Source organism: Acidisarcina polymorpha, from assembly GCF_003330725.1.
Taxonomy (GTDB): Bacteria; Acidobacteriota; Terriglobia; order Terriglobales; family Acidobacteriaceae; genus Acidisarcina; species Acidisarcina polymorpha.
On record NZ_CP030840.1, the window covers coordinates 1,780,464 to 1,802,834 of the forward strand.

15 protein-coding genes are annotated in these 22,371 nt (G+C 57.1%); 7 read left to right on the forward strand and 8 right to left on the reverse strand.

Annotated features, from left to right (window positions below):
* Positions 1-34: 34 nt before the first annotated feature.
* Positions 35-1,483: a hypothetical protein gene (locus ACPOL_RS07760; protein WP_150132934.1), complete on the forward strand. Its 1,449-nt coding sequence runs from the start codon at positions 35-37 to the stop codon at positions 1,481-1,483.
* 7 nt (positions 1,484-1,490) lie between these two features.
* Complete coding sequence (gene bshB1 / locus ACPOL_RS07765) at positions 1,491-2,207, forward strand: bacillithiol biosynthesis deacetylase BshB1 (protein WP_338026767.1); 717 nt, start codon at positions 1,491-1,493, stop codon at positions 2,205-2,207.
* A 38-nt stretch (positions 2,208-2,245) separates the two neighbouring features.
* On the opposite strand, the gene ACPOL_RS33465 is transcribed toward bshB1, so the two are convergent.
* Positions 2,246-2,383, reverse strand: coding sequence for a hypothetical protein (locus ACPOL_RS33465; protein ID WP_161557248.1), 138 nt, complete (start codon positions 2,381-2,383; stop codon positions 2,246-2,248).
* Between the two features lie 33 nt (positions 2,384-2,416).
* A complete protein-coding gene (locus ACPOL_RS07770) occupies positions 2,417-3,103 on the reverse strand; it encodes an LOG family protein (protein WP_236657312.1) in 687 nt (228 codons plus the stop codon).
* On the opposite strand from ACPOL_RS07770, the gene ACPOL_RS07775 reads away from it, so the two are divergent.
* Complete coding sequence (locus tag ACPOL_RS07775; RefSeq protein ID WP_114206547.1) at positions 3,102-3,698, forward strand: carbonic anhydrase; 597 nt, start codon at positions 3,102-3,104, stop codon at positions 3,696-3,698. The genes ACPOL_RS07770 and ACPOL_RS07775 overlap by 2 nt on opposite strands.
* A 61-nt stretch (positions 3,699-3,759) precedes the next feature.
* On the opposite strand, the gene ACPOL_RS07780 is transcribed toward ACPOL_RS07775, so the two are convergent.
* From ACPOL_RS07780 to ACPOL_RS07790, 3 genes are all read right to left on the reverse strand, one after another.
* Positions 3,760-5,034 carry an MFS transporter gene (locus tag ACPOL_RS07780; RefSeq protein WP_236657313.1) on the reverse strand — a complete coding sequence of 425 codons (1,275 nt, stop codon included), beginning with the start codon at positions 5,032-5,034 and terminating at the stop codon, positions 3,760-3,762.
* 95 nt (positions 5,035-5,129) lie between these two features.
* Entirely contained in the window at positions 5,130-6,659 is a 1,530-nt protein-coding gene (locus tag ACPOL_RS07785) for an ArnT family glycosyltransferase (protein WP_114206549.1), read from the reverse strand.
* Positions 6,652-8,016 (reverse strand): ArnT family glycosyltransferase, encoded by a 1,365-nt coding sequence (locus ACPOL_RS07790; RefSeq protein ID WP_114206550.1) that lies wholly within the window; start codon positions 8,014-8,016, stop codon positions 6,652-6,654. Before ACPOL_RS07790 ends, ACPOL_RS07785 begins: the two co-directional genes overlap by 8 nt.
* Positions 8,017-8,112: 96 nt before the next feature.
* On the opposite strand from ACPOL_RS07790, the gene ACPOL_RS07795 reads away from it, so the two are divergent.
* Positions 8,113-10,557, forward strand: coding sequence for an Orn/Lys/Arg family decarboxylase (locus ACPOL_RS07795; protein WP_236657314.1), 2,445 nt, complete (start codon positions 8,113-8,115; stop codon positions 10,555-10,557).
* Between the two features lie 51 nt (positions 10,558-10,608).
* Positions 10,609-11,589, forward strand: coding sequence for an IS1595 family transposase (locus ACPOL_RS07800; RefSeq protein WP_114206551.1), 981 nt, complete (start codon positions 10,609-10,611; stop codon positions 11,587-11,589).
* A gap of 193 nt (positions 11,590-11,782) precedes the next feature.
* On the opposite strand, the gene ACPOL_RS07810 is transcribed toward ACPOL_RS07800, so the two are convergent.
* Together ACPOL_RS07810 and ACPOL_RS07815 are read right to left on the reverse strand one after the other, a co-directional pair.
* Positions 11,783-13,558 (reverse strand): AIPR family protein, encoded by a 1,776-nt coding sequence (locus ACPOL_RS07810; protein ID WP_114206553.1) that lies wholly within the window; start codon positions 13,556-13,558, stop codon positions 11,783-11,785.
* 290 nt (positions 13,559-13,848) lie between these two features.
* Complete coding sequence (locus ACPOL_RS07815; protein WP_114206554.1) at positions 13,849-16,686, reverse strand: chitobiase/beta-hexosaminidase C-terminal domain-containing protein; 2,838 nt, start codon at positions 16,684-16,686, stop codon at positions 13,849-13,851.
* A 702-nt stretch (positions 16,687-17,388) separates the two neighbouring features.
* Here ACPOL_RS07815 and ACPOL_RS07830 point away from each other — a divergent pair.
* Entirely contained in the window at positions 17,389-17,823 is a 435-nt protein-coding gene (locus ACPOL_RS07830; RefSeq protein ID WP_150132935.1) for a hypothetical protein, read from the forward strand.
* 102 nt (positions 17,824-17,925) lie between these two features.
* Positions 17,926-20,463 (forward strand): ABC transporter permease, encoded by a 2,538-nt coding sequence (locus tag ACPOL_RS07835; RefSeq protein ID WP_114206558.1) that lies wholly within the window; start codon positions 17,926-17,928, stop codon positions 20,461-20,463.
* Positions 20,464-20,542: 79 nt separating this feature from the next.
* On the opposite strand, the gene dhaL is transcribed toward ACPOL_RS07835, so the two are convergent.
* Positions 20,543-22,273 carry a dihydroxyacetone kinase subunit DhaL gene (gene dhaL / locus ACPOL_RS07840; protein WP_114206559.1) on the reverse strand — a complete coding sequence of 577 codons (1,731 nt, stop codon included), beginning with the start codon at positions 22,271-22,273 and terminating at the stop codon, positions 20,543-20,545.
* Positions 22,274-22,371 lie beyond the last annotated feature (98 nt).

Genomic DNA, 22,371 nt, shown 5'->3' on the forward strand with positions numbered 1-22,371 from the left:
TGTTCTTCCGCAATGGGAACGGTGAGAGGTTAGTTTGAATACGAGAAGTTTGCTGCGCCTGCTGTATGTTCCGCGCGTGTTCTTTTTCACAATTGCACTTTGCATAGTTCCCCTGATTTTGGCTGGCTGCGGCAAGAACTTCTACTTCGCGGGTCGAAACCTCCCACCCAGCGGGGTGACCAATCGGGTCATGATCACCATTCAGAATCCCAGCGCGTTGACCAAGGGAGCTCTGACTTTCGTCGATGCGTTCTATGACATCCGTCACGCCTTCAACAATGAGAACAACAACTTCAGCATTGGCGGCGCGTCGGTGAGTTTACCGCTCACGATTCAGAACATGCCGGAAGAGCAGTTAGGCGCGGTCTACAACGCTGGAGATGGCAGCGTCGCCTTGATCAATTACGCGACCGAAAAGCAATCCACCAGCGTCTCCGGCTCGCCCTCATCGAGTATCTTTATCAGCCGCGATCAACGCTATTTGATCGCCGCCGAGCAAACTGCGCATGCTTCTGTCATCAACGACCGCGTAATTGGCCGCACAGTCCCGTTGAATCTGCCCGGGGTCTACCGCATATCGCTAAATGCCAGCGCATCGATCGGCCTCGCATTTGTCCAGAATTCCAACGAAGTATACAGCGTCGTCCATCTCACGGGACCTCAGCAGTCAAGCTACCAGGCGTACTTTGCCGCCAATGGGAAATGGCCTGCGAACTCCTTCGGACTTCCGGCTCAGGACTGCGAGCCGCAGAACCTGCCTGTCTACTGCGCTTATCCGGTAAGTCCCGGTACAGCCAGCTTCGACCGGCCCATCAAGGGAATCTTCTCGCCGGATGGCTCGACGGTTTACGTGCTGAATTGCGGACCGGAATGTGGCGGCAACACCTCCGGAGTCACAACCATTCCGATCACTGCCTCGTCCCTCAACCCCGGTGGCATTGGACCCAGCGCAATCAACCTGCAGGCGACTGCCACCCTTGCGGTGCCGGGCGGCGCGACCAACGCAATCGGCAGCGGAACGACCCTCTATATCGCTGGCCAATCGGTGCAGCCGGATGGCTATCTCTCCGGGAATCTGTCCGTCGTCAACCTGAATACCAGCCAGGTCACCGGCGTCTACCCGATCAGCGATGGCGCGCATAACAAGATGCTCTTCGCTGATGACAATACGCTGTTCGTCGGTTCGGTACAGTGCCAGTCTGGAGAGCGGTATCATCTCGACCCAAACTCTGCGACCGGATGCCTGGCGCTCTTCAATATCAGCACCAACGCGGTAGCCCTGGACTCCTTCAAAGGTGACCTCACCGGTATCGCCGACGTCGAAGGACTGCATAAAATTTATGTCGCCGAGGGCGGCCAAATTCACATCTATACGACCACCAACTTCACCGAGCTCGACAATAGCAACGTCACCGTAGTCGGAACGGCCACCGACGTCGCCTACATGGACGGCTCGACGGACTACAACAACACGACCTATTAAGCAGGCGATGATGCAGGCCATTGACGTCCTCGCCATCGCCGCCCATCGCGATGATGTGGAGCAGACCTGCGGCGGCACCCTGCTGCGCATGAAATCAATTGGTCTGCGCACCGGCATCCTCGACCTGACCCAGGGGGAAGCCGGTACCAGGGGCTCTGCCGATGAACGGGCGGCGGAAGCGGCGGAGGCCGCCAGCATCCTCCAGGTCGACCGTCGGCAGGCCCTCGATATTCCCGATGGGCGGGTGGAAAATACCTACGAAAACCGGATCAAGATCGCCACCGTACTGCGCCAGCTGCGCCCTCGCGTCGTGATCTTGCCCTACTGGACCGGTCGCCATCCCGACCACTACACCACCTCAATTCTCGGCTACGAAGCCTGCTTTCTGGCTGGGCTCAGCAAGCTCGACACCGGCGCACCCCCGCACCGGCCCTTCAAAATCGTCTACGCCAGCCTCTATGCCGATGTACGTCCCAGCTTTGTCGTCGATATCTCGGAACATCTCGAACAGCGCTTTGCTGCGTTAATGGCCTACCGGTCGCAATATGCCAACCAGCCTTCCGGCAGCTCCCTTTTCGTTCCTGAAGAAGAAATTCGCGAACGCACCTCCGCTATGGCCCGGCACTATGGTCTTCTCGCCGGTGTCCGCTATGCCGAACCCTTCGTGCAGAAAGAGATCGGGCTGGTTGACGATCTCACGCTGCTCCCGGTGCAATCGATTTAAGGAAGGCTGCATTAGGCCTTCATAAGGGTCTTAGTCCGTTAGAAGAAGAGGTGAAGCTGCGCTTTCTCGATGCGAACCCATTGCTCTTTCGCCGGAGCCGCACTGGCCCCGGCATTGGCATTGCCGCCCAATTCAGGTCGCCTGCACATGACGACCGCCCGAACAATTTCATCCATCTCTCCTGTTGCCTTTGCAATCGCTTGGCAGATTTACCTGCTTCGACGTCCCAACCATTTGTCGACAAAAGGAACTGCATAGCTGCTTAACCGATCCAACAGCCTTACTGGATCATCATCAAAGAGCAGGAGATCGCGATGCACATGACGCAGGAAGCCTTCTGACACTGCCTTGTCGGCCAGCGCCAGCAACGGGTCGTAATATCCATTCACATTCAGTAGCGCGCATGCTTTTCGCTGGATGCCCAATTGCGACCAGGTCAGCACCTCGCAGAATTCTTCCCAGGTCCCGTACCCTCCGGGCAGCGCGATGAAGGCGCTCGAAAGGTCTGCCATCACCGACTTGCGCTCATGCATCGAGCCGACAATACGTAACTCGGTCAAGCCACTGTGCGCAATCTCCTTCTCGAACAACGCTTGCGGCATCACTCCGGTCACTCGTCCGCCGCCTTCAAGACATGCATCCGCAACCACGCCCATCAGACCAACATTCCCGCCGCCATAGACCAGCTCGATGTTGCGCTCGCAAAGTAGCCGGCCCACGGTCTGGGCGGCCTGCTCGTACACTGGATTTTTTCCCAGATTGGATCCGCAGAACACGCATATTCTTTGCAGCATGGGGAGATTGTAAGGCAGTGCCCTTCGGGCAAACGGCCGGAATCGATCATCCGGCAGACGAGATCCCGAATCGGGATCGCCCGTATCATTTAGGTAGATCATGGAAACCTACAAGAAACTTCTGCAAGCAAATCGCGATTGGGTCCAGAGCAAGGTCACTCAACGGCAGAGCTATTTCACTGAACTGTCTCAAGGGCAAAACCCGGAGTTTCTCTGGATCGGCTGCTCGGATTCCCGAGTCCCCGCGGAGGACCTCACCGGCTGCCAGCCTGGCGAACTCTTCGTTCATCGCAACATCGGCAATCTCGTTCCCGAATCGGATGTCAATGCGCTCAGCGTTCTGCAGTTTGCCGTGCAGCACCTCAAAGTGAAGCATGTCATCGTCTGCGGCCACTATGGCTGCGGCGGCGTTAAGCACGGCATGATGCATCACGACCTGGGACTGCTCGACGCCTGGATCGCCAACATCCGCTCCATCTATGCGGAAAATGCAGCCGAGTTCGCCAACATTGCCGATGAAACCGCGCGTTGGGACCACCTGGTCGAGTTGAACGTCCGCCGCCAGGTGAAGAATGTCATCGGCTCCGCCATCGTCTATAAAGCCTGGCAGGAGGAGCGGAGACCGGTCGTTCACGGCTGGGTATGCGACCTCAAAACCGGCTTCCTCAAAGAGTTGGAGACCCGCTACCCGGAGTAGCGGGCCGAGGCGATTCAAAGACCAGGATGAATCAGAGATGGAAAGCTCGACATTCCCGCTTCTATTGCGACGAACTCGACCGCTGCACGGACCTTGCCAGCAGCAAAATCAATCCGGCGCCGACTCCCGGAACCGCAAAGCCGACTCTCAAGTCCGCGAAATGCGTCGAGCAGACGCCCGTCAACCACGGCAGGATCGTTCCTCCCAACGAGGCGCCGGCAAAGACTTTGCCGACCTGAGGATGATTCCCGGTTCGCGCCAGGAGAAAAGAAACAGCCATCGGATAGATCGGAGACAAGCCGACTGCAGCCAACGCCGTCACAGCGTAAATCGAGGCCATCCGCAGGTGCGGCACGAAGACCAGAACTCCAATCACCGCGATCACCGCAGCTAGACATCCGCGATAGAACCGACGCTCGTCGACGCGTTTAACCACCAAGGCGGTCACGCCTCGGCCGCCCAGTTCGCAAACCCAGAAGCAAAACGCCACCGACGACGCTCCTCCCGCGGAAAGCGCTGGGTGCAGCCGTTGCGCGTAGCTGAGGAGCCATCCGGCAAGCGCGTTTTCAACTCCGACATACAGGCCGAAGGTCAACGCGAACATCCAGATGCCCTGCCAATGCAATCTCTCTCGAATCTCCTTCGTGCTTACCGTGGCGTAGAACCGGCGCGGCAGAGAGCGGAAGATCCATACGGCGGCACCAAGGAATGCCGCGCCCAATCCCAAGAAGAACAAAGCGCCGCCAGCGCCCCCATCGAGGAACGAGAAGACTGCCCGATGGCTTAAGACGAGGCTGGAACGAAGCCAGAGCGGGCAAGCGATCGCTCCGATCCCCCAGCTGAGATTCAATAGCGCCAATCGGCGCGAGCGTGAAGATCTCCGGCTGCTGTCCTCCAGCCGCTCCTCACCGGCAACTTGGTCCAGGGTGCCCACGATGACATTCCCAGCCGTCAGCCCCGCGCCCAACCCTACACCGATACAGAACAGGACAAAGTGCGCGGCCCCAAAGCCGGCAAAAGCCAGAATAAACAAGCCAACTGCCGTCCCGGCGGCTCCCGCGAGCAGACTGACGCCGAGCCGGCGCGCCCCGACCCACGACCCAACGAACTCCCCTGCAAACGTGACCAGGAACAGCGCACCCAACTGCGCATCCACCAAGTGCCATCGCTCGGCCAGCAATGGCAAGGCAGGACCCAGCATGACCGTCCCAAGACCCGCAGCTACAAAATAGAGAAAAACGCTGGCAAGCGTAGTTTGGAAGCCCGTGTCGCCGTTGAGTGAGCGCGCCGCTGGGCGTTGAAGAAAAGCAGAGACCATCCGCGCCCGATCATACACCCTGGCTCTAGTAAAGAAGGCTGGGGGGCAACCGTGGACCTTCGGTCTTCTTGGGCATGTTCCAGCTGAAAGCCGAAGCTCAATGGAACGAGCCATCAACGTTCTCGAAGATAAATCCGGTAGCCGTCGGGCATCTCCGCTCGACTCCACCACTTCACTGGCGTCATCGGGGTGCGTTGGACTGCGAGCGAGTAATGTGCTTGAAGATAGGCCGCGAACTGTGGCCATTGAGCCAGCTTGCCGTAATTGTCTGGGCCGCTCGGAAAGAGCGGAGCGGTCACGACGATCACTGCCGGCGGCTCGCGATCCAAGTCGGCCCAGAATTTCTCACGATTTCTCACCACCGCAGGCACGGAAGCCGGGCCGAAGAGAAATTCATCATAGAATACATAGCTCGTCTCGATAAGCTTCATGCGGTAGAGAACGTTGACGCAGCCGCTGATCGAATCCACACACTGGACGCCTCCGGAAAGCCGGTCTTCATCGAGCGAGGAAAGATCTCGTTGCAAAAGGCTGATGTTTCCTAAATTCCGCCAGTCGGCTTCGGTCGCTTTCACAGACGATATCGGCGCCAGCACGAACGCTCCGAACGCAAGTCCGGCGAACCCCAGGACCCGTACCCCACTCCTCCTGTCCTTGGTGGCCTCTGCAAACGACATCGCCATGATCAAAAGGAGAAATGCCAGAAACGGATACCGCTGGTAGGGGAAGCCCTTGCCCTGCAAAGAGAAGGACAGCATACCTACACCCATCGCCACCAGCAAGTGAGCGCCCTCCCAGCCCGGCCGCTTCCGCATTGATAAGGTCAGGACGAGCCACCCAAGAGCTAAGGGCAGGATCGGAGATATGCTGTGGAGCAGCAGGTAGGTTGCTGATCGTCTGCCTAACGCTGCGTGATATTCCACCATTTCGCGCGTGGTCGTCATAAACGCGTAGAGCGCATGTTCTCGCCAGAGATAGGCCGCAAATCCGGCAAAAATCATCAGTAGACCGCTAAGTCCCGCCAGGACAAACCCTCGCGCCGGCTTGCCTGCTTTTCGTAGCTGCCAATAGACGAGGACCAGGGCCGATGGTGCGAGCAACAGCATAGTTGGCTTGATCGCCGCAGCAAGGCCGGCGATCAGGCCAAAGCAGACCGCGAAGGCAGGCTTGTTCTTGCGCAAGGATTGAAAGAGAAAGGCATACCCAACAAGGAGACAGACCGTAAGGCTCAAATCCCGCTGTCCCACTTGAGGAATGCCGTCTCGGCCATGGATCAACAGGAGTAAGACTCCCGCCCAAAACCCGGCGCCCCAGCCTTGGGGACGAGCGATCACCATCATTGCCGCGGTGGCCGACAAAGACAGAAATAGATCGAAGAGTCGCCAGCCTAGAGCGCCGCCGCCGAAGGTATGCATGACCACCCATTCGACCAGGTAACTGCCAGGCATGTTCAATTCATAGATGTCCCGATACGGAGCGGCCCCATGATTCATCAGAAAGACTGCATAGTGCATCAGCGAGGCATCGCCGATGATCGGCCAATGAATGCTTTTCCATATAAAGAAGAGAGCAGAAAGAGAAAGTACGGCGCCCGACGAAATTGTAAAAGTCTTCTCCGAGATATGAGTGAGGTTCTTACACATCGAGTGGGATTACACCGTTCGCCTTTCTTTGCTGTGCACCGGTTCTCGGAGCCTTCTTAGCTGATTGGAAGAGGTAAACGGTAAGGACGGTGATGAGTGGTTCAAGAGGGTGCCGGAAACGCGCAGCCACGGTCACAAAATAGTAGGTGGCCGGCAAAATCGCAAAGGCGCAGGCAAACAACCCCGATGCCGGGACTCGCCGCCTCAGGGCCAACAACAGCCCAAGCAAACCGGTGATCGTAAGGAACCCGTAGTGGAATTCCCGGACATACTCGAGAAAAGCAGACTTGGCGAGCGGATGCGGCACGCTGGCCCAGAAAAAATAGACTCGCTTCACCGTCAACCGCGCAAAATGCCTGGGATCTTCATGAATATACCGGCTGGCCTTCGCTCCCAATTCTTTGACGTACTCCACCTCTCCAATCTCGGCGTAGCGTTGAAGGTCGGGCCTCGAGGCAATGATGACTCCCCAAGGAAAACCCTGCGCATCCGGACGATTGCCATACCAGTTCTCCGCACCAAAGTTGCCGCGAATCGGGATAAAAACATGGAAGACCTTCCAATTCCGACAAGTCCACGGCGCCAGGCAAGCAATAAAAATCAGGCCTGAAGCGATCGCCTTCGGGACACCGCGGCGCAAGCCGCTCTTGCTCCATAACATCCACACCCCGCAAACCGGCAGGAACAACAACAATGAGGGATTGCACAGCGCAATCAATCCCCAAAGCAAGCCGAACATCAGCCAGCGGCCAAACGTCTGCGAACCCCTCTCCTCTGCGGAACCGGGTTGCTCCGCCCCAATGCCACGCACCCGCAAAGCCAGCACCAGCACCCAGGCGAAGAGCATCGTCGTCAGCGTTGTCTCCCAAACCCACTTGACCGCGTATTGCATCGCCGCCGGATAAAGCGCCCACAGCCACCCCGACCAGATCGCGACCCGGCGGTTGAAGCAGCGGGCGGCAATTTCGTACACCGCAAGTGCGGTTGCGGCGGAGAAGACGCAGTCGAGCGCCAATACCGTCCAGGCTGCCAACGGCTTATAGACGCCGAAGAGCTTGAAGCACGCTGCAATCATGAGCGGAAAGACCGGCGGCAGCCAGGCTGTCGGTCCGGTGCCCCCCAGAATGAACGGGTCAGAATAGCCATGACCGGTAGCAAGGGACCGCGCGATTCGCGCCGCCTCCCAGCCAAATTCAAAATGATCCTCGTACTGGGTGACTTTGTAGGTGTGCGCCAGCGTCATGTAGGCGATGCGGACCATCAAACCCAGCCAGAAAATACGCACCGGTGGACGGAAGCGCGCCTCGCCATCCTGTGGACGAGGGTTGAACCAGTCCTGAAGTGCTTGCCATTGCATTTCGATAGTGTAGAACCCCTCGACTGCATCGATCCGGCCGCCAGGTCCCTCGCCTGCAATCCCCCTGTAATATGGAAGAAAGAGAATGAAATATAGATGGACATAACTGAAGGGCGTTGGGTCCTGCTCATCGCCAGCGACGCCGGCAATACCGATTCTGTTTCCGACCGCGCCATGGAGCGTCTGGTCGACGCCATTAGTAAAGAAGGTTATGAGGTGGTTCGCACCTCGACCCCTGATGATGGGCTATCCCTGGTCAAGAGCGATCCGTCGCATTCGGCGATCCTGCTCGATTGGGACCTTCCTGAAGACCACCAGTTCGACGAACGCGCCGCGCTCAAGATCATCCGCGCCGTTCGCCGCCGCAACAAGAAGATTCCAATCTTCCTCATCGCCGACCGCACCCTAGTCGACGAACTGCCGCTCGAGGTCGTTAAAGAAGTCCACGAATACATCCACCTCTTCGGCGATACTCCCGCCTTCATTGCCAATCGGGTCGATTTCGCCGTTGAGCGCTATCACGAGCGGCTGCTTCCACCTTATTTCCGCGAGCTCAAGAAATATACCGACCAGGGCGCCTACTCCTGGGACGCGCCGGGGCACATGGGCGGCGTCGCCTTCCTCAAGCATCCTGTAGGCATGGAGTTTCACCGCTTCTTCGGCGAAAACCTGATGCGCTCAGACCTGGGTATCTCGACCGCGCCGCTCGGTTCGTGGCTCGACCACATCGGCCCTCCCGGCGAATCGGAGCGCAATGCGGCGCGCATCTTTGGCGCCGACTGGACCTTCTATGTGCTCGGAGGGTCGTCCACGTCGAACCAGATCGTCGGCCATGGAGTCATCGGCAAGGACGACATCGTCCTCGCCGACTCCAATTGCCATAAGTCGATCTGCTACGCCCTCACCATCACCGGCGCGCGGCCCGTCTATTTCAAGCCGACCCGCAATGGCTACGGGATGATCGGCCTGGTGCCTCCGCATCGCTTCAGTCCAGAATCCATTCGCGGACTGATCGAGAAAAGTCCTTTCTCAACAGGAGCCATGTCGCAACAGCCGACTTACGCCGCAGTGACGAACTCGACTTATGACGGCTTGTGCTATGACGTTGATCGGGTCGTGACCGAGCTCGCCAAAAGCGTCCCGCGAATTCACTTCGACGAAGCCTGGTATGCCTACGCGAAGTTCCACCCCATCTATCGCGGCCGCTTCGCCATGGATGTCCCCGACTCCATGCCTGACCGTCCAACACTCTTTGCAGTGCAATCGACCCACAAGATGTTGGCGGCGTTTTCCATGGCCTCGATGATCCACATCAAGCTCAGCGACCGCGCTCCCCTTGAATATGACCAGTTCAACGAGTCGTTCATGATGCACGGAACGACCTCGCCCTTCTATCCCATGATCGCCTCGCTCGACGTTGCTGCCGCCATGATGGATGAGCCCGCCGGCCCCACCTTGATGAGCGACACCATCGAAGACGCGATCAATTTCAGAAAAGCGATGTCATCGATTGCGCACCGGCTTCGTCAGGCGGAAGACGGCTGGTTCTTTAAGCTCTTCCAGCCCGAACAGGTCACCGATCCCGAAGACGGCGAAACCTATCTCTTCGAAGATGCCCCCGACTCTCTGCTCTCTGAATCTTCCACCTGCTGGACATTGAAGCCCGGCGAGGAGTGGCACGGCTTCGGCGAGGATGATGTCCGCGACAACTACTGCATGCTGGATCCTACGAAGGTCACGATCCTAACCCCGGGCATTGGCCCGCAGGGTAAGCTCGACCCTTCGGGGATCCCTGCGGCGATCCTCACCGAATTTCTCGATGCCCGGCGCGTCGAGATTGCCCGCACCGGCGACTACACCGTCCTGGTGCTCTTCTCAATCGGCACCAGCAAGGGGAAATGGGGAAGCCTGCTCGAAAATCTCTTTGAGTTCAAGCGCCTTTATGACACGGAAGCCCCGCTCGAAGAGGCCCTGCCCGAACTCGTCGCGAAGCACCCGAAACGCTACGCCCCCCTGACCTTGAGAGATCTCAGCGACGAAATGCATGCAGCCATGATCGAGCTGAATCTCACCAGCCTTTTGCACGAAGCCTGCGACGTCGATCCCGATCCCGTCCTCACTCCTGCAGACACCTATCAGAAATTGCTGCGCAACGGGACCGAGAAGGTGAAGTTTTCCGAGGCCGCCGGCCGCGTCACCGGGGTCATGCTGGTCCCCTACCCGCCTGGAATTCCGGTTAGAATGCCAGGCGAGCGTCTGGGCAGTGCGGATAGCCCCACCATTAAATTGATCCTGGCTCTCCAGGAGTTCGGCAAGCGCTTTCCCGGCTTCGAGCGCGAGGTCCACGGCATTGAAATTGATGCCAACGGCGACTACTGGGTCCGTGCCATCGTCGACTCAGAGGAGGGACTCTCAACCACACGAAGTCAAGGGCAGAAAGAGAAGCCTCCCACTTCCGCTCCTCCGGTCAAGAAACGCCGCGTTCGAAACGGTAAACCTGAGAAGCATCCGATGCCGCCGGCCGGCACCGTCACCAGATAAGACAGCAATAATATCCTTGACTCATCAGACATAAGTCTGTAGATTAGTCACATGAGCAAGGAACCTACAACTCTTCAGCAAGCGATCATCCACTTCGCAGACCCCGATAACTGCATTAAGTTCTTGGTTGCTCGGCGCTGGCCGGATGGAGTTGTGTTGTGCCCACGGTGCGGGTCTGACCGCGTGGCCTACGTTCCATCGCGTCGCGTATGGCAGTGCAAGACCCGACATGAAAAGTGCCAGTTCTCTATCAAGGTCGGAACGATCTTTGAGGACTCCGCGATCTCGCTGGATAAGTGGCTTGTGGCAATGTGGCTCGTAGCGAACTGCAAGAACGGTGTGTCCTCATGGGAAGTCCACCGTGATCTTGGCGTTACGCAAAAGACGGCATGGTTCATGCTCCACCGGATTCGGCTTGCGCTTGGCGATGTGCCTGAGAGTAAGATGGGCGGCAATGGCCCCGTGGAAGTGGACGAGACGTTCATCGGCCCCAATCCTCAGAAGATGCATGCTGACAAGCGGCAGGCCCGCTACAAGGCATTGTCGGCACGTCCTAAGACTCCCGTGATGGGAATGCTTGATCGCGAGTCACGCCAAGTTCGCGCCAGCGTGGTTCCCGACGTGCGCCGCGAGACACTACAGAATGCCATCCTTGAGCAGATTGAAAAGGCTTCGACGGTCTACACCGATAGCGCCGTTGGCTATGACAACCTTGCGGCCCGTGCGTACATCCATGGCACGGTCAACCACGTCGAAGAGTACGTCAACGGCGAGATTCACACTCAAGGAATTGAGAATTTCTGGAGTCTCTTGAAGCGCGGTTTGCGTGGAACGTATGTCGCTGTAGAGCCGTTTCACCTTGACCGCTACATCGGAGAGCAAGTCTTCCGGTTCAACAATCGCGCCACGAAGGAAAACCCCTTGAATAACGCAGACCGCTTTACTATCGCTGTCTCGCAGATCGTGGGCAAGCGTCTCACGTATGCGGAGTTGACCGGGAAGGAGTTGAAAAAACCGGAAGCCGCTTTCTAAGCGAGAGGCGTTTCGTCAGGGACGGGGAAAGCGGAAGAAGGTCTGATCTTCCGCTTTGACCCGCGTTTTGGGCCGCGACGGTTTGGGTTGGCATCTACCTGAGCGCGGTAGTCCGCTTCACGGCGCAGCATCTCTTCTCGGGATATCGACAGAACTTGAGTGGCAAGTTTGCTAAATGCCTCGAATTCTCTGTTCACCATTTGAACTCCGCCGTATTCAGGATATCCTTGATTTTCATCTTTGGATGTGCAGCCTCGCTAACCAATAGCCCTGCGGCGACTAGCGGCGGAGGTGGCCCCTGTATCGTTTTCCGAATGTCAGCCAGATAATCTGGCCCCTTTGCAACAGCATCAACGTTTTCCTCTTTTTGACAGAGCGCCTTGTAGATCGTCAGAACGGTGTTATATGAGTGGTCCAGGCGCTCCTGCGTTATGTCCGATGAAACAATAGAAAACACCTCTTTCTCTGTGGGGCTGGTATTACCAACGATGCAGCAAACGAGATGGTAGGACATGTGAAAAAGGATGTTTCTCCTCTCACCTGGATCGATCCCTGAAACCGACTTAAGAAAGTCAGTGACCCGCCGAACGATTAGTACACATTTCAAATAGGACTTTAGCTCCAGAAATTTAGACTTAGACCTCGGCTTGAACAAGAGCTTGTGCTTATCTCCGGTTTTCTTTGAGTCACCACCTATGTAGTTTCCGGGCCTACCTCTCGCATCATCCGGGCGATGCAAAAGGATGGCAATAGCCGCTTGCGCCACTTCGTTCAGCGACACTATTTGCGAAATTGGCTTTCCTTGATCCTTGTAAAATCCCGGCCTGCGATCATAGAAAAACCCCTGAGCTTTGAACAGATCTTCGATGTCCCTATGAATTACTCCGGTCAACACCAATGCCGAAGGCTTGATGGGGTTCTGGTTATTTGTGGCCCGAATGATCTTGTCGCGAATAGCATCATCAGAAACCCGAATCAACTTAACAACAACTGTCCTTTTTTCATTTGGAGAGGGCTTACCTTCGGAAAAATGCCCGAAAATCTGGCGCGAAGTCTGCAATCCGTTAACGACTTGTGCATCCTCAATCGACTGATTGTAGGCATCGATGGGTGTGATTTTGGTGCAAGTCAATGTGACCCCATTGTTAAGTTGCCAAAAATCCGGCGGCCCGCCATCATCTAAAGCGGCTCTCATCTGTTTGTTGACAGATGTTTTCCCTTGATTCCCTCTAACGTTCGACTCGAATATAAGCTCATCCAAATACCCACCTTCATCCTTGAGAAAGGAATAGTAGTGTTGAAGGTTGACTATACCCAAATAGCCGTCATTAATCGGAATGGGCTGACCAGCCCACGTCAGCGTCCTCTTTCGTTGGCGACGGTTACGCACATAACCCAACAGCGAGCAAGAGTCGATTGTTTTTAGATCATAAGTGTCGCCCGAACTGTCAGTACCGCGATGCTTTTTGATTGTCTCCATGAGCCTTCGCTTCGCTTCATCGCCTGCAACATTGAGAGCATCACCGTCTCCGCGAGTGATGTAATAAAAATCCAAATGCAGCGAAGGAAAGTTACCCGCCGCCTCCAGATACGCCCTCTTGAATGTTTCGGTAATTGATACAAGATGTGCATGATACTTGAGAGATAGCTTCTTGTCATGATGGCCGGTCATATAAAGCAGGTCATCGACAAAATGAGCGAACTTGTCGATGTCATCTGGCTTAAATCCGGTGTCGCTCTTTGACGACTTAGATTGAAACACCATGATCCTAATTGAGTCAGTGCCGGTCAACGAGGTTATAGCGTCGTCCTTAATGAGAACGTTGGATTTACCAGCCAAGCAGTAGATTGCATCAATTCCCCCATCGTTCGGATCGTCTGTGATGCCGTATTGAACTTGCTCATCGGTGAGGTTGTATCGTTTGGTGATGTGCTCGACGGCGTAGTAAAGAAAAGGCTCGACATTCAACCCGCGACCGCGTTCCTTCTTCCACGTCTCAAAGTTCGCATCTAAAAGCTAGAACCTCATGTTCGCTCATCTGACGTACCTCTTTCGGGAGACTAGCCATCATACGCGACACCCATTTCGAGGGCCACGCAGATCGGATTCTCCAGCTCCAGCGCCCAACTCGGCGCACAGACAGAATAGCAGACTTGATGAGCCTGCGATATTACTGCCGATAAGACAGCAGGCGAGTGCGGCAAGATCAACTGATCAATCGATCAACCGATCAACCGCACTCAGGCTCCCTCCAGAATCTAGCTGGATCCCGACGGCGATCCAGCAATATAGCTCCAGGAGTTGATCTTCTGACTCGCTGTATTGCCGCCAGTGCTGCCGGTGAACCCTACATAGGCGGTCGCTCCCCCCACCATCGCAGGGATGTCAACCGGGAATGCATGCTGCCATGAGGCGCCGGTAAGCTGGTCGGTAATCGTCATCTTCAGGGTGACGCCGTCATAAGTCAGCTGCACTCCCATAGCATCGCCGGAGTGCAAGTCGACGCCGCTGCCCGTCATGTCGATCTCCGCTGCCCTGGGGGTATTGCCACGGATGAATAAACCAGTTCCGTTCGGTCCCTCATTGGCCTGGTTCACTAAGTCGAACTTAATAGCGATGCTGTGTTGGATGGAGACGTATCCCAGCCCACTCTGTGCTCCGCCAAGGGCCGTCGGACCGGCATTCTGAATGGTAAAGGTAATTCCGTCGCCGGCCGGATTCGATAATTGAAAGACGAAATCGGTAGTGAATGATTGGACGTTCACCGGGGTCGCGTAGAAAGCGCTGCCTGTCTCATTCTTTCCCCCGTTCGTCAATTGCAGCCGGAAATCGTCTAACCCGGTGCTCCCGTTAAACTGCACCGTCGCACCGGCTTGCGCAAAACCCTGGGGATAGTTAAAGGTATAAGCTGGACCAATCGTGTAAATCGCGCTTGTCACTGGGCTTTGAGCGAGGCCAGGTGCGGTCGCGATGGCCGTAACCGTCTCTGATACTGAAACGGTGATCGGTTGGCGGTACAGAGCAGAAGCGGTCGTAGGTTGCGACCCATCTAAGGTGTAATAGATCGAAGAGCCCGGCGAGCTGTCGGTTATGATAACTTGTTGTGCACCCGAATAACTTCCTCCGGCTAGCGAAAACTGCGGAGGATTGGTGTCAGCGCTTTCCGTATAAGTCGCCTCGCTGGCCGGGCTCTGGAGAAAACCGTTGGCGCTCGCCAGAGCGGTGATGGTTTGTGTAGAAGTAATCGTGATTGGCCCTTGATACAACTTTGAAGCTACCGTCGGCCTACTTCCGTCGGTCGTATAGTAGATCTTCGCTCCGCTGATCGACTCGCTGATCGTCACCGGCAAAGAACCCGTGAAGCTTTCGGTAGATGGCGTAATAACGGGGGCAGCAGCTACTTGAACGTCGCTGAGTAAACCATAGACGCTGAGCTGGGAAGCAGCTCCTACATAGACCTTCCCATTGGCGACCGTCGGCGCAACGTAAGTAACTCCAGCGCCCGGGTTGTCACGGCTTTGATTTGTACTACTTGAGTAGAGTAGATTGGCGAGGTTTTCTGCATCAAAGGCCAGCAGTATCTCCGGTCCTTTACTAACATAGGCATCGGTCTTCAGCGCCCACACAATGCCGTTAGCGCTGCCATTCGAGGAGACCGAGGGAGTTGGAGCCGGATAGGCAAACTCCTCCGCTGAGTTGCTAGTGGCCGCAGAAGACAATTGTCCCTTCGCAAACGAGTAGGCCGCTAAGCTATTACTCCCTCCCGGTTTGGTTCCCCCTATATAAATGTTACCGTTCCAGTAAGCCGGAGCACCCCAGACTCCGGCGCCCCAACCACTGGCTCCGGTTGATGCAGTCTGTACCTCCTGGACAGCCTGATCTCCCGCGCCACTGAATCCACCTAGGTTGTTTCGGTCGAAGATACCAATGATCCCGACCTTACCTATCTGGAGCAGTGGTTCAAGTGTTCCACCCGACTTCAGTGACTGCGCCGGAAGCAAGACCGCTCCTCCAGAACCTAAATCTCCATCCTGAGAGTCGAGCTTTGCCTCATTGTAAGGCGTAAACTCATCCTTGACCGTCATCGTACCGCCGTTGAGGTCCAGGTCCAGGATGCTCATTCCATAACTCATTGAATTCGTATAAGGCGGGGTTGCCGAGTATGCGCCATTGCCAATCGAGACAAACATCCTGCCAAAGGGCTTGTTCGGATCATTGACCTCGGCCGCCAGTCCTGCGCCTCCCATCCAGATGCCACCTTCGCTCCCATTCGGGGAGGTGCAGTAGATGCCTAACCGTTCCAGGCTCGAAGCGCTATAGGAAAAGATCCAGCCGTGGTAAGCCCCTTGATCGCTGAGCGAACCGAAGGCGATGTACACCACCCCGTTCAGCAGCAGCAACGCCGGTCGCTGAATCTCGACGGTCGGGTCGAACGGCAACACCCCGCCAGTACTGCCGCTGCCGGTGCCGGGTAGCGAACCTTGTATCTGCACCGGTGCGCCAAACTTTTCGGCCCCGGTGCGGATGTCCAGGGCATGTAGCCGGAACACCGGCGACCCACTCTCAGTTGCCACACATGCGACATACATAGTGCTGGTCGAAAGATCAATCACCGGCGTACCCAGGATGGAATGGAAGATAGACTTTCCATGAACGACGCCGGGCAGGGATGTCTTCCACAATGGGTTCGCATCCACGCCCCCATTGCTGTCGGCGTCGAAGGCGTATACCGTGCCGGTCGCAGCCGCCGCATAGACGACATTGTGGGTGCCCATGTTCGGAATCGCCACATTGGCGACATAGAGTGGTTGCGCCTGCAAGGGGCCGGCTACCGTCTGGCTAAACAACCTTCCAAATTGGCTGGAGTTTACGTTTGCCGGGGTAAGCGTAGTCTCCATCACGTTTTGTCCGGTGCGCGCAATGTCGTTGTGAGCGGTCAGAACATTGACCTGCGCATTCCCTGGAAGCGCCATGATTGCTCCTAATGTCAAGCCCGACGCCCACAGCCGGAAGGAAACATTAGAGGCCTGCAGGTTGCCATTCAATGAAGACGAGGATTCACCAGCGCGCAGAAGGTCCGGCCGCAAGACGATCATGATATGTATGCTCCAGGGCGAGTTATCGATCAGACAACGCGACTGGACTTTGCCGCGCGACGACTATCTGCGTAATCCATCAATATTGCTGATGACTTACGTGATGTTTGTAGAGATGTACAAGCAAGCTTGCAAGTTGTACCGCATCAACAGGAATATCTGTAAGTCATCAATCTAAGGTGATGACAACTAAGAATATATTTATTGGTTGATGTTATCTGGGCGGGATAGGGAAATGACGAGTTATGTGTATAACTGCAAGCGCAACCATTGGTCGACTTAGTAGGTTAACCTGAAGATACACTCATAGCGAGTTATTCGTCCAGATAAGTTAGGGGTCTTATCGTTACTTCGGTCATGGTCTCAATGAGTTGAGACAGGCGCCACAAATGCCTGGGACAGCATCTACTTCAGAACGAGAGTCCCGGCGTGTCGCTCGCCTGTGGGAGGCCGCTGGCCTGTTCGGATCCTGCGAGAAAGCTTTTTTCGCAAACTTTCACGTGCCCGGCTGCTCGGAGATGCTCAGTCAACTCGGTGGTCCTGCGCTGCTCTCGCGGTTCGCCAGGGTCACCCCTCGAACCGCGGAGTACGGCCAATTCGGTCGGATCTTCTTTCAAGAACTCCCGAAAGCGGGAAAGGAAAGACGCGGAACCAGACGGCCCTCACTCTCGTATCTAGGCTCGAAGGGACGGGAGAGTGCGTTTGGTTTACATCTGCATGTGCTTCGGGTGGTATCACGAGTTGCTGCGGGAGAGCCGCGCCCACGACCTCGCCGCGGCGGCGGCACAGACACTGGAGATGCTCGACCAGGACGGCATGATCGTCCATGTATATCGCGAAACCGATCCTGACAATCCCGAGTTGGTTGGTCGTCATCGCCGTCTGCGATCGTTTATTCAGGCATTGGATCTTCAGGCCGGGGATCTTCAGGCCGGGGATCAACAGAAACAACCCTCCGGCGCGTCCTTGTGCCACGAGGTCGAACGCTTTCTCCTCGACCCGGAGAGCGTCGTCCTCTGGAACCAAGCGAAGGAAGGGAACGGCCTGCTGGAGCAACGCTGGTCGATTGTCGACTTCTGGTCGGCAGAGACGCGTAGCCCAGGCAATTTCTACGGGAAGGCGATCTTGATCGCGTAGCCGTTGGTCTGTCCGACTATCCTACTGGTGCGGATTTCTCGCCGGATCGGCGGTAGGCTGTGAGGCCCAGCGAGGCAGGAGATTTCATTCTTAGGAGAAGCGATGCAGGTTTTGGATGACGTTCGATACGCGTTGCGCCAGTTCGCGAAGGCGCCAGGCTTTACCATCACCGCGATCCTTACGCTGGCGCTCGGCATTGGCGCCACCACCGCCATCTTTACTCTTGTCCATGCGGTGTTGTTGAAATCGTTGCCTGTTGTCAACCCCGATGAGCTATACCGGGTCGGCAACGAAGAAAACTGCTGCGTCAACGGAGGCATGCAAGACAATTGGACGCTCTTTTCCTACGAACAATATAAGCAGTTTCGTGACAATAACTCCGGCTTTGCCACGCTGGCGGGGTTTCAATCAGGACAGACGCTCATCGGGGTACGGCGCAACGGCAGCAACAAACCCGCCGAGTCGTTCAAGAGCGAATACGTCTCCGGCAATTACTTTTCCACCTTTGGCATCGGTCCATATATCGGCCGCACCTTGACCATGAACGACGACACCAAAGGTGCGCCGCCGGCCGCAATGATGAGCTTTCGCACCTGGCAGGAGAAGTTCGGCAAGGATCCCTCGGTGGTCGGTGCCGGTTTCGTCATCAATGGGCAGCCATTCACCATCGTCGGCATTACCCCTCCCGGGTTCTTTGGGGATCGTGTGCAAAGCAATCCTCCGGGATTCTTCCTGCCGCTGAATGTCGAGCCGCTGGTTGCCCCCACGAGCAGCATTCTTGAGGACGCCTCACTGGACTGGCTGGACCTGATCGGGCGCATCAAAACCGGCGCCAACACCAGTTCCATGGAAGCGCAGATGCAGGTTCAGTTGAAGCAGTTCCTGCTTAGTCCCTTGAGCAAGGTGGAAGATCGCGACAAGCCTTTGGTTGCCAAACAAACCTTGCACTTCTCCCACGGCGGCAATGGTGTGCAGATGATGCGCGACGAGTATAAGGACGGCCTGCATCTGCTCATGTGGGTCTCTGCTTTTGTTCTGCTGATCGCTTGCGCCAACCTCGCAAACCTGATGTTGGTCCGCGCAACTACCCGTCAACAGCAGACCTCGGTCCGCTCGGCTTTGGGCGCGCCCCGATTCCGGCTGGTTCGCCAGGCCCTGACAGAGAGCATCGTTCTCGCGGTACTGGGCGGGACCGCGGGCATCGCATTGGCATTTGCGGGCACGAAAATTATCCTTCGCCTGGCCTTCCGCAACGACTACGTGCCGATCCAGGCATCGCCTTCGCTTCCGGTCCTGGCTTTTGCGCTTGGAGTCGCCATTCTGACCGGAGTTCTCTTTGGAGTCGCACCCGCCTGGATCACCGCCAAAGCCAATCCAGTAGAAGCCTTGCGTGGCGCTAACCGCTCGACCGGCCGCGACGGTGGCTGGGGACAAAAGTCCCTGGTCGTCATCCAGGCCGCGCTTTCTCTTGTGCTGCTCTGCGCCGCCGGCCTGCTCACTCGCAGTCTCAGCAACCTCCAGCATCAGAATTTCGGCTTCGACACTGCTAATCGCTACATCCTGCATATCGATCCGCAGATGGCGGGTTATAAACCCAGCCAACTCGAAGCGCTTTACCGTCAGTTGAATGGCAATCTCAGCGCCATTGTCGGGGTCAAGCAGGTCAGCTTCTCTCTGTACACCCCCATGGAAGGCGATAACTGGGGCGAAGGAGTCTACATCGACGGCGAAGCCCCGCCCCCACCCGGCACTCCCGACCATGGCGCATCCTGGGTGCGCGTCAGTCCCCATTACTTCGAGACGATTGGCACCAAGATCGTTGAGGGCCGTGCGAACAATGAGCAGGACACCGCGACCACGCGAAACATCGCCGTCGTCAACCGGTTCTTTGAACAGAAGTATTTCAAAGACGGTCACGCGATCGGAAAGCATTTTAGTAATGACATCAAGAACCCAGGCTGGTTCGAGATCGTTGGAGTCACCGAGGATACTCGTTATCAGGGGCCGACCAGCAAAATGCGTCCGATGTACTTCCTCGCGCAAGGTCAAAGCGTCCACAGCTCCGAACCGCGATATCAGCAGTTTGAGGATCGATCGCAATACCTTAACGCCATCGCCATACAAACGGCCGGCCCGGTGCCAAACCTTGAAGCCCAGGTTCGACGGGCACTCGCGCAGGTGAACCCCGATCTTGCCTTGATCGACTTCAATACTTTTGCCGAACAAGTGAAAGGCAACTTCACCCAGCAAGTGATGATCGCCAAGCTGACATCCTTCTTCGGCATTCTGGCTCTGGTACTCGCGTCGATCGGGCTCTATGGCGTCACCGCTTACTCAGTCGAGCGGCGCACCAGTGAGATCGGCATCCGCATGGCGCTCGGCGCCGACCGGATGAATGTCCTGCGCCTTGTTCTGCGAAGCGCTTTCCTGCAAGTCGGCATCGGACTGGTCATTGGCATCCCGGTGACCATCTTCGGCGGCCGCATCATGGCCAGCCAATTGTTCGGAGTGAAGTCTTACGACCCGCTGATCCTGTGCGTCACCATCATCGTCCTCGCGGCCGCCGCCTTCGTCGCCGCATTGGTGCCGGCGCGCCGGGCCGCTGGGTTAGAACCGATGCGTGCATTGCGAATGGAATGATTCCAAGCCGGCGGCTGGACGAGCCCTTCGATCCCTTGAATGCGCCTTGCCTTGAGGACAAGAGAGTTTTAAGCAACGCTCACGTCGAAAAGATGGCCTCATAAACAGCCCTCGCCAGGAGGGCGAGCGCCTTGGCTCCTGGGTCGGGATGACCTAAAACGCGATCCCCCAGGTAACTGGATCGGCCCAGTCGCGGCCTCATCTGGGCAGTCGCGGCGACTCCGCGCTCCGCAGCTTCTACGGCGTCCCCTAGCGCTTCACGCGGCGCTTTCGTGCTGGCTTCCGCCTTCAACGTCCTCACCAGCGGATCAAGCGCATCGAGCATCGTTCGATCGCCCGGCTTGGCGCCTCCGAGTTCGCTGATCGCTTGGCTGCCCTGAACGAGCGCTTCAGCCCACTGCGAAATTCCGATCGTTCCCAAGCCTTCAAGAACATTGCCGCAGCGCAGCAACAGAACCCCGTAGAGCGGCCCTGAAGAGCCACCCAGCTCCTGGCGAACCGTATGCCCGAGCGCCTTGAGCGTTGCAGGAAGATCGTTCAACGGATACAAGCTGAGTTGCTCCCGGACGCCTCTGGCGCCCCGCTCCATGCTGCTGCCCAGGTCTCCATCGCCGGTCAGCCGGTCGAGCTCCGTCAATTCCGCTTCGGCATCGATCAACGCCTGGCATGCGGCATCGATCGCGGCATGAAGTTTCCTCGCGGACTCCGTCTCCACCCCGGCCGTCACACGAGTGTCCTGAACGGCAACCGCATTCAGCTTGGCTGGCGCGGCTTCGATGTTGCGCTCTCTTCGTCCCGGCCTCTGCCTTGCTGCGTTCGGCCATGCCGGAGCACTGGTCGCCGCATCAAGCCAGCGCAGCCGCTCGTCATCCAGGCCCAGTAGTGAGAGCGACAATCCCGCCATATCGAGCGAAGAGAGAAAGGTCCCAGCATAGACTCGCTCCACCGTGAAGCCGCTTGCCTCCAAGAACGGCACAGCGTGACGAGCAACGATGGCCAACTCCATCTCCGTAGTGGCTCCCAGGTTGTTGACCATCATCGCGACCCGCTTCGCATCGCCGAACTCGCCATCTTGAAGAATCTCGTTGAGCAATGTCTCGGTAAGTTCGTCTGCTGGCTGCAACTCCGTCCGTTTCACTCCCGGCTCTCCGTGAATGCCCAGGCCGAGTTCCATCTCATGCTCGCCCAGCTCAAAGCTGGGTTTGCCTACGGCTGGCGAAGTCCCTGCCGAAAATGAAACGCCCATCGTTGCCAGTGACCCAATCGCTCCCTTGCCGATCTTCGCGATTTCAGCGAGGCTCTTGCCCTCAGCCGCAGCCGCGCCGACCAGCTTGTGAACGAAGATGGTCCCCGCCAGACCGCGCGCACCCGTCGCCTGCTGAGTCCCTTTCAAGGCGACATCATCGTTCACGATTACCATGTCCACCGGAATACCTTCGGCCCGCGCCATCTCGGCCGCCAGCCCGAAATTAAGTCGATCGCCGGTATAGTTCTTGACCACCAGGAGCGTCCCCGGCTTACCCGCGACCGCCTTGATCGCCGCGAAGACCGCGTCGCTGCTGGGCGACGTAAAGACCTCTCCTAACACCGCGGCGCTCAGCATGCCTGCGCCGACATACCCGGCATGCGCGGGTTCATGGCCACTGCCGCCGCCGGAGATCACCGCAACCTGGCGTTCGCTCGCCTGCTCCGCATCTGCGCGGATCATCACCTTGTGACCCGCCAAACGGGCGGAGCCTGGATCGAGCAGCACCAGGCCTTCCAGCATCTCTTCCACAACATCCTGCGGGCGATTGATGAACTTCTTCATAGCGAAACCCACTCACATCCCGATTCTAGTTCCAGACACGCATCACGGCGTTTCTAGACGGGAGAGCATCCGGAGGAGCCTACCGAGGCTAACCCTGG

Coding starts and splice junctions, on each gene's coding strand:
- ACPOL_RS07835 (WP_114206558.1), top strand. CDS start 17,926: ATGCAGGTTTTGGATGACGTTCGATACGCGTTGCGCCAGTTCGCGAAG.
- bshB1 (WP_338026767.1), top strand. CDS start 1,491: ATGATGCAGGCCATTGACGTCCTCGCCATCGCCGCCCATCGCGATGAT.
- ACPOL_RS07785 (WP_114206549.1), bottom strand. CDS start 6,659: ATGTGTAAGAACCTCACTCATATCTCGGAGAAGACTTTTACAATTTCG.
- ACPOL_RS07795 (WP_236657314.1), top strand. CDS start 8,113: ATGGACATAACTGAAGGGCGTTGGGTCCTGCTCATCGCCAGCGACGCC.
- ACPOL_RS07770 (WP_236657312.1), bottom strand. CDS start 3,103: ATGATCTACCTAAATGATACGGGCGATCCCGATTCGGGATCTCGTCTG.
- ACPOL_RS07815 (WP_114206554.1), bottom strand. CDS start 16,686: ATGATCGTCTTGCGGCCGGACCTTCTGCGCGCTGGTGAATCCTCGTCT.
- ACPOL_RS07790 (WP_114206550.1), bottom strand. CDS start 8,016: ATGCAATGGCAAGCACTTCAGGACTGGTTCAACCCTCGTCCACAGGAT.
- ACPOL_RS33465 (WP_161557248.1), bottom strand. CDS start 2,383: ATGGATGAAATTGTTCGGGCGGTCGTCATGTGCAGGCGACCTGAATTG.
- dhaL (WP_114206559.1), bottom strand. CDS start 22,273: ATGAAGAAGTTCATCAATCGCCCGCAGGATGTTGTGGAAGAGATGCTG.
- ACPOL_RS07775 (WP_114206547.1), top strand. CDS start 3,102: ATGGAAACCTACAAGAAACTTCTGCAAGCAAATCGCGATTGGGTCCAG.
- ACPOL_RS07800 (WP_114206551.1), top strand. CDS start 10,609: ATGAGCAAGGAACCTACAACTCTTCAGCAAGCGATCATCCACTTCGCA.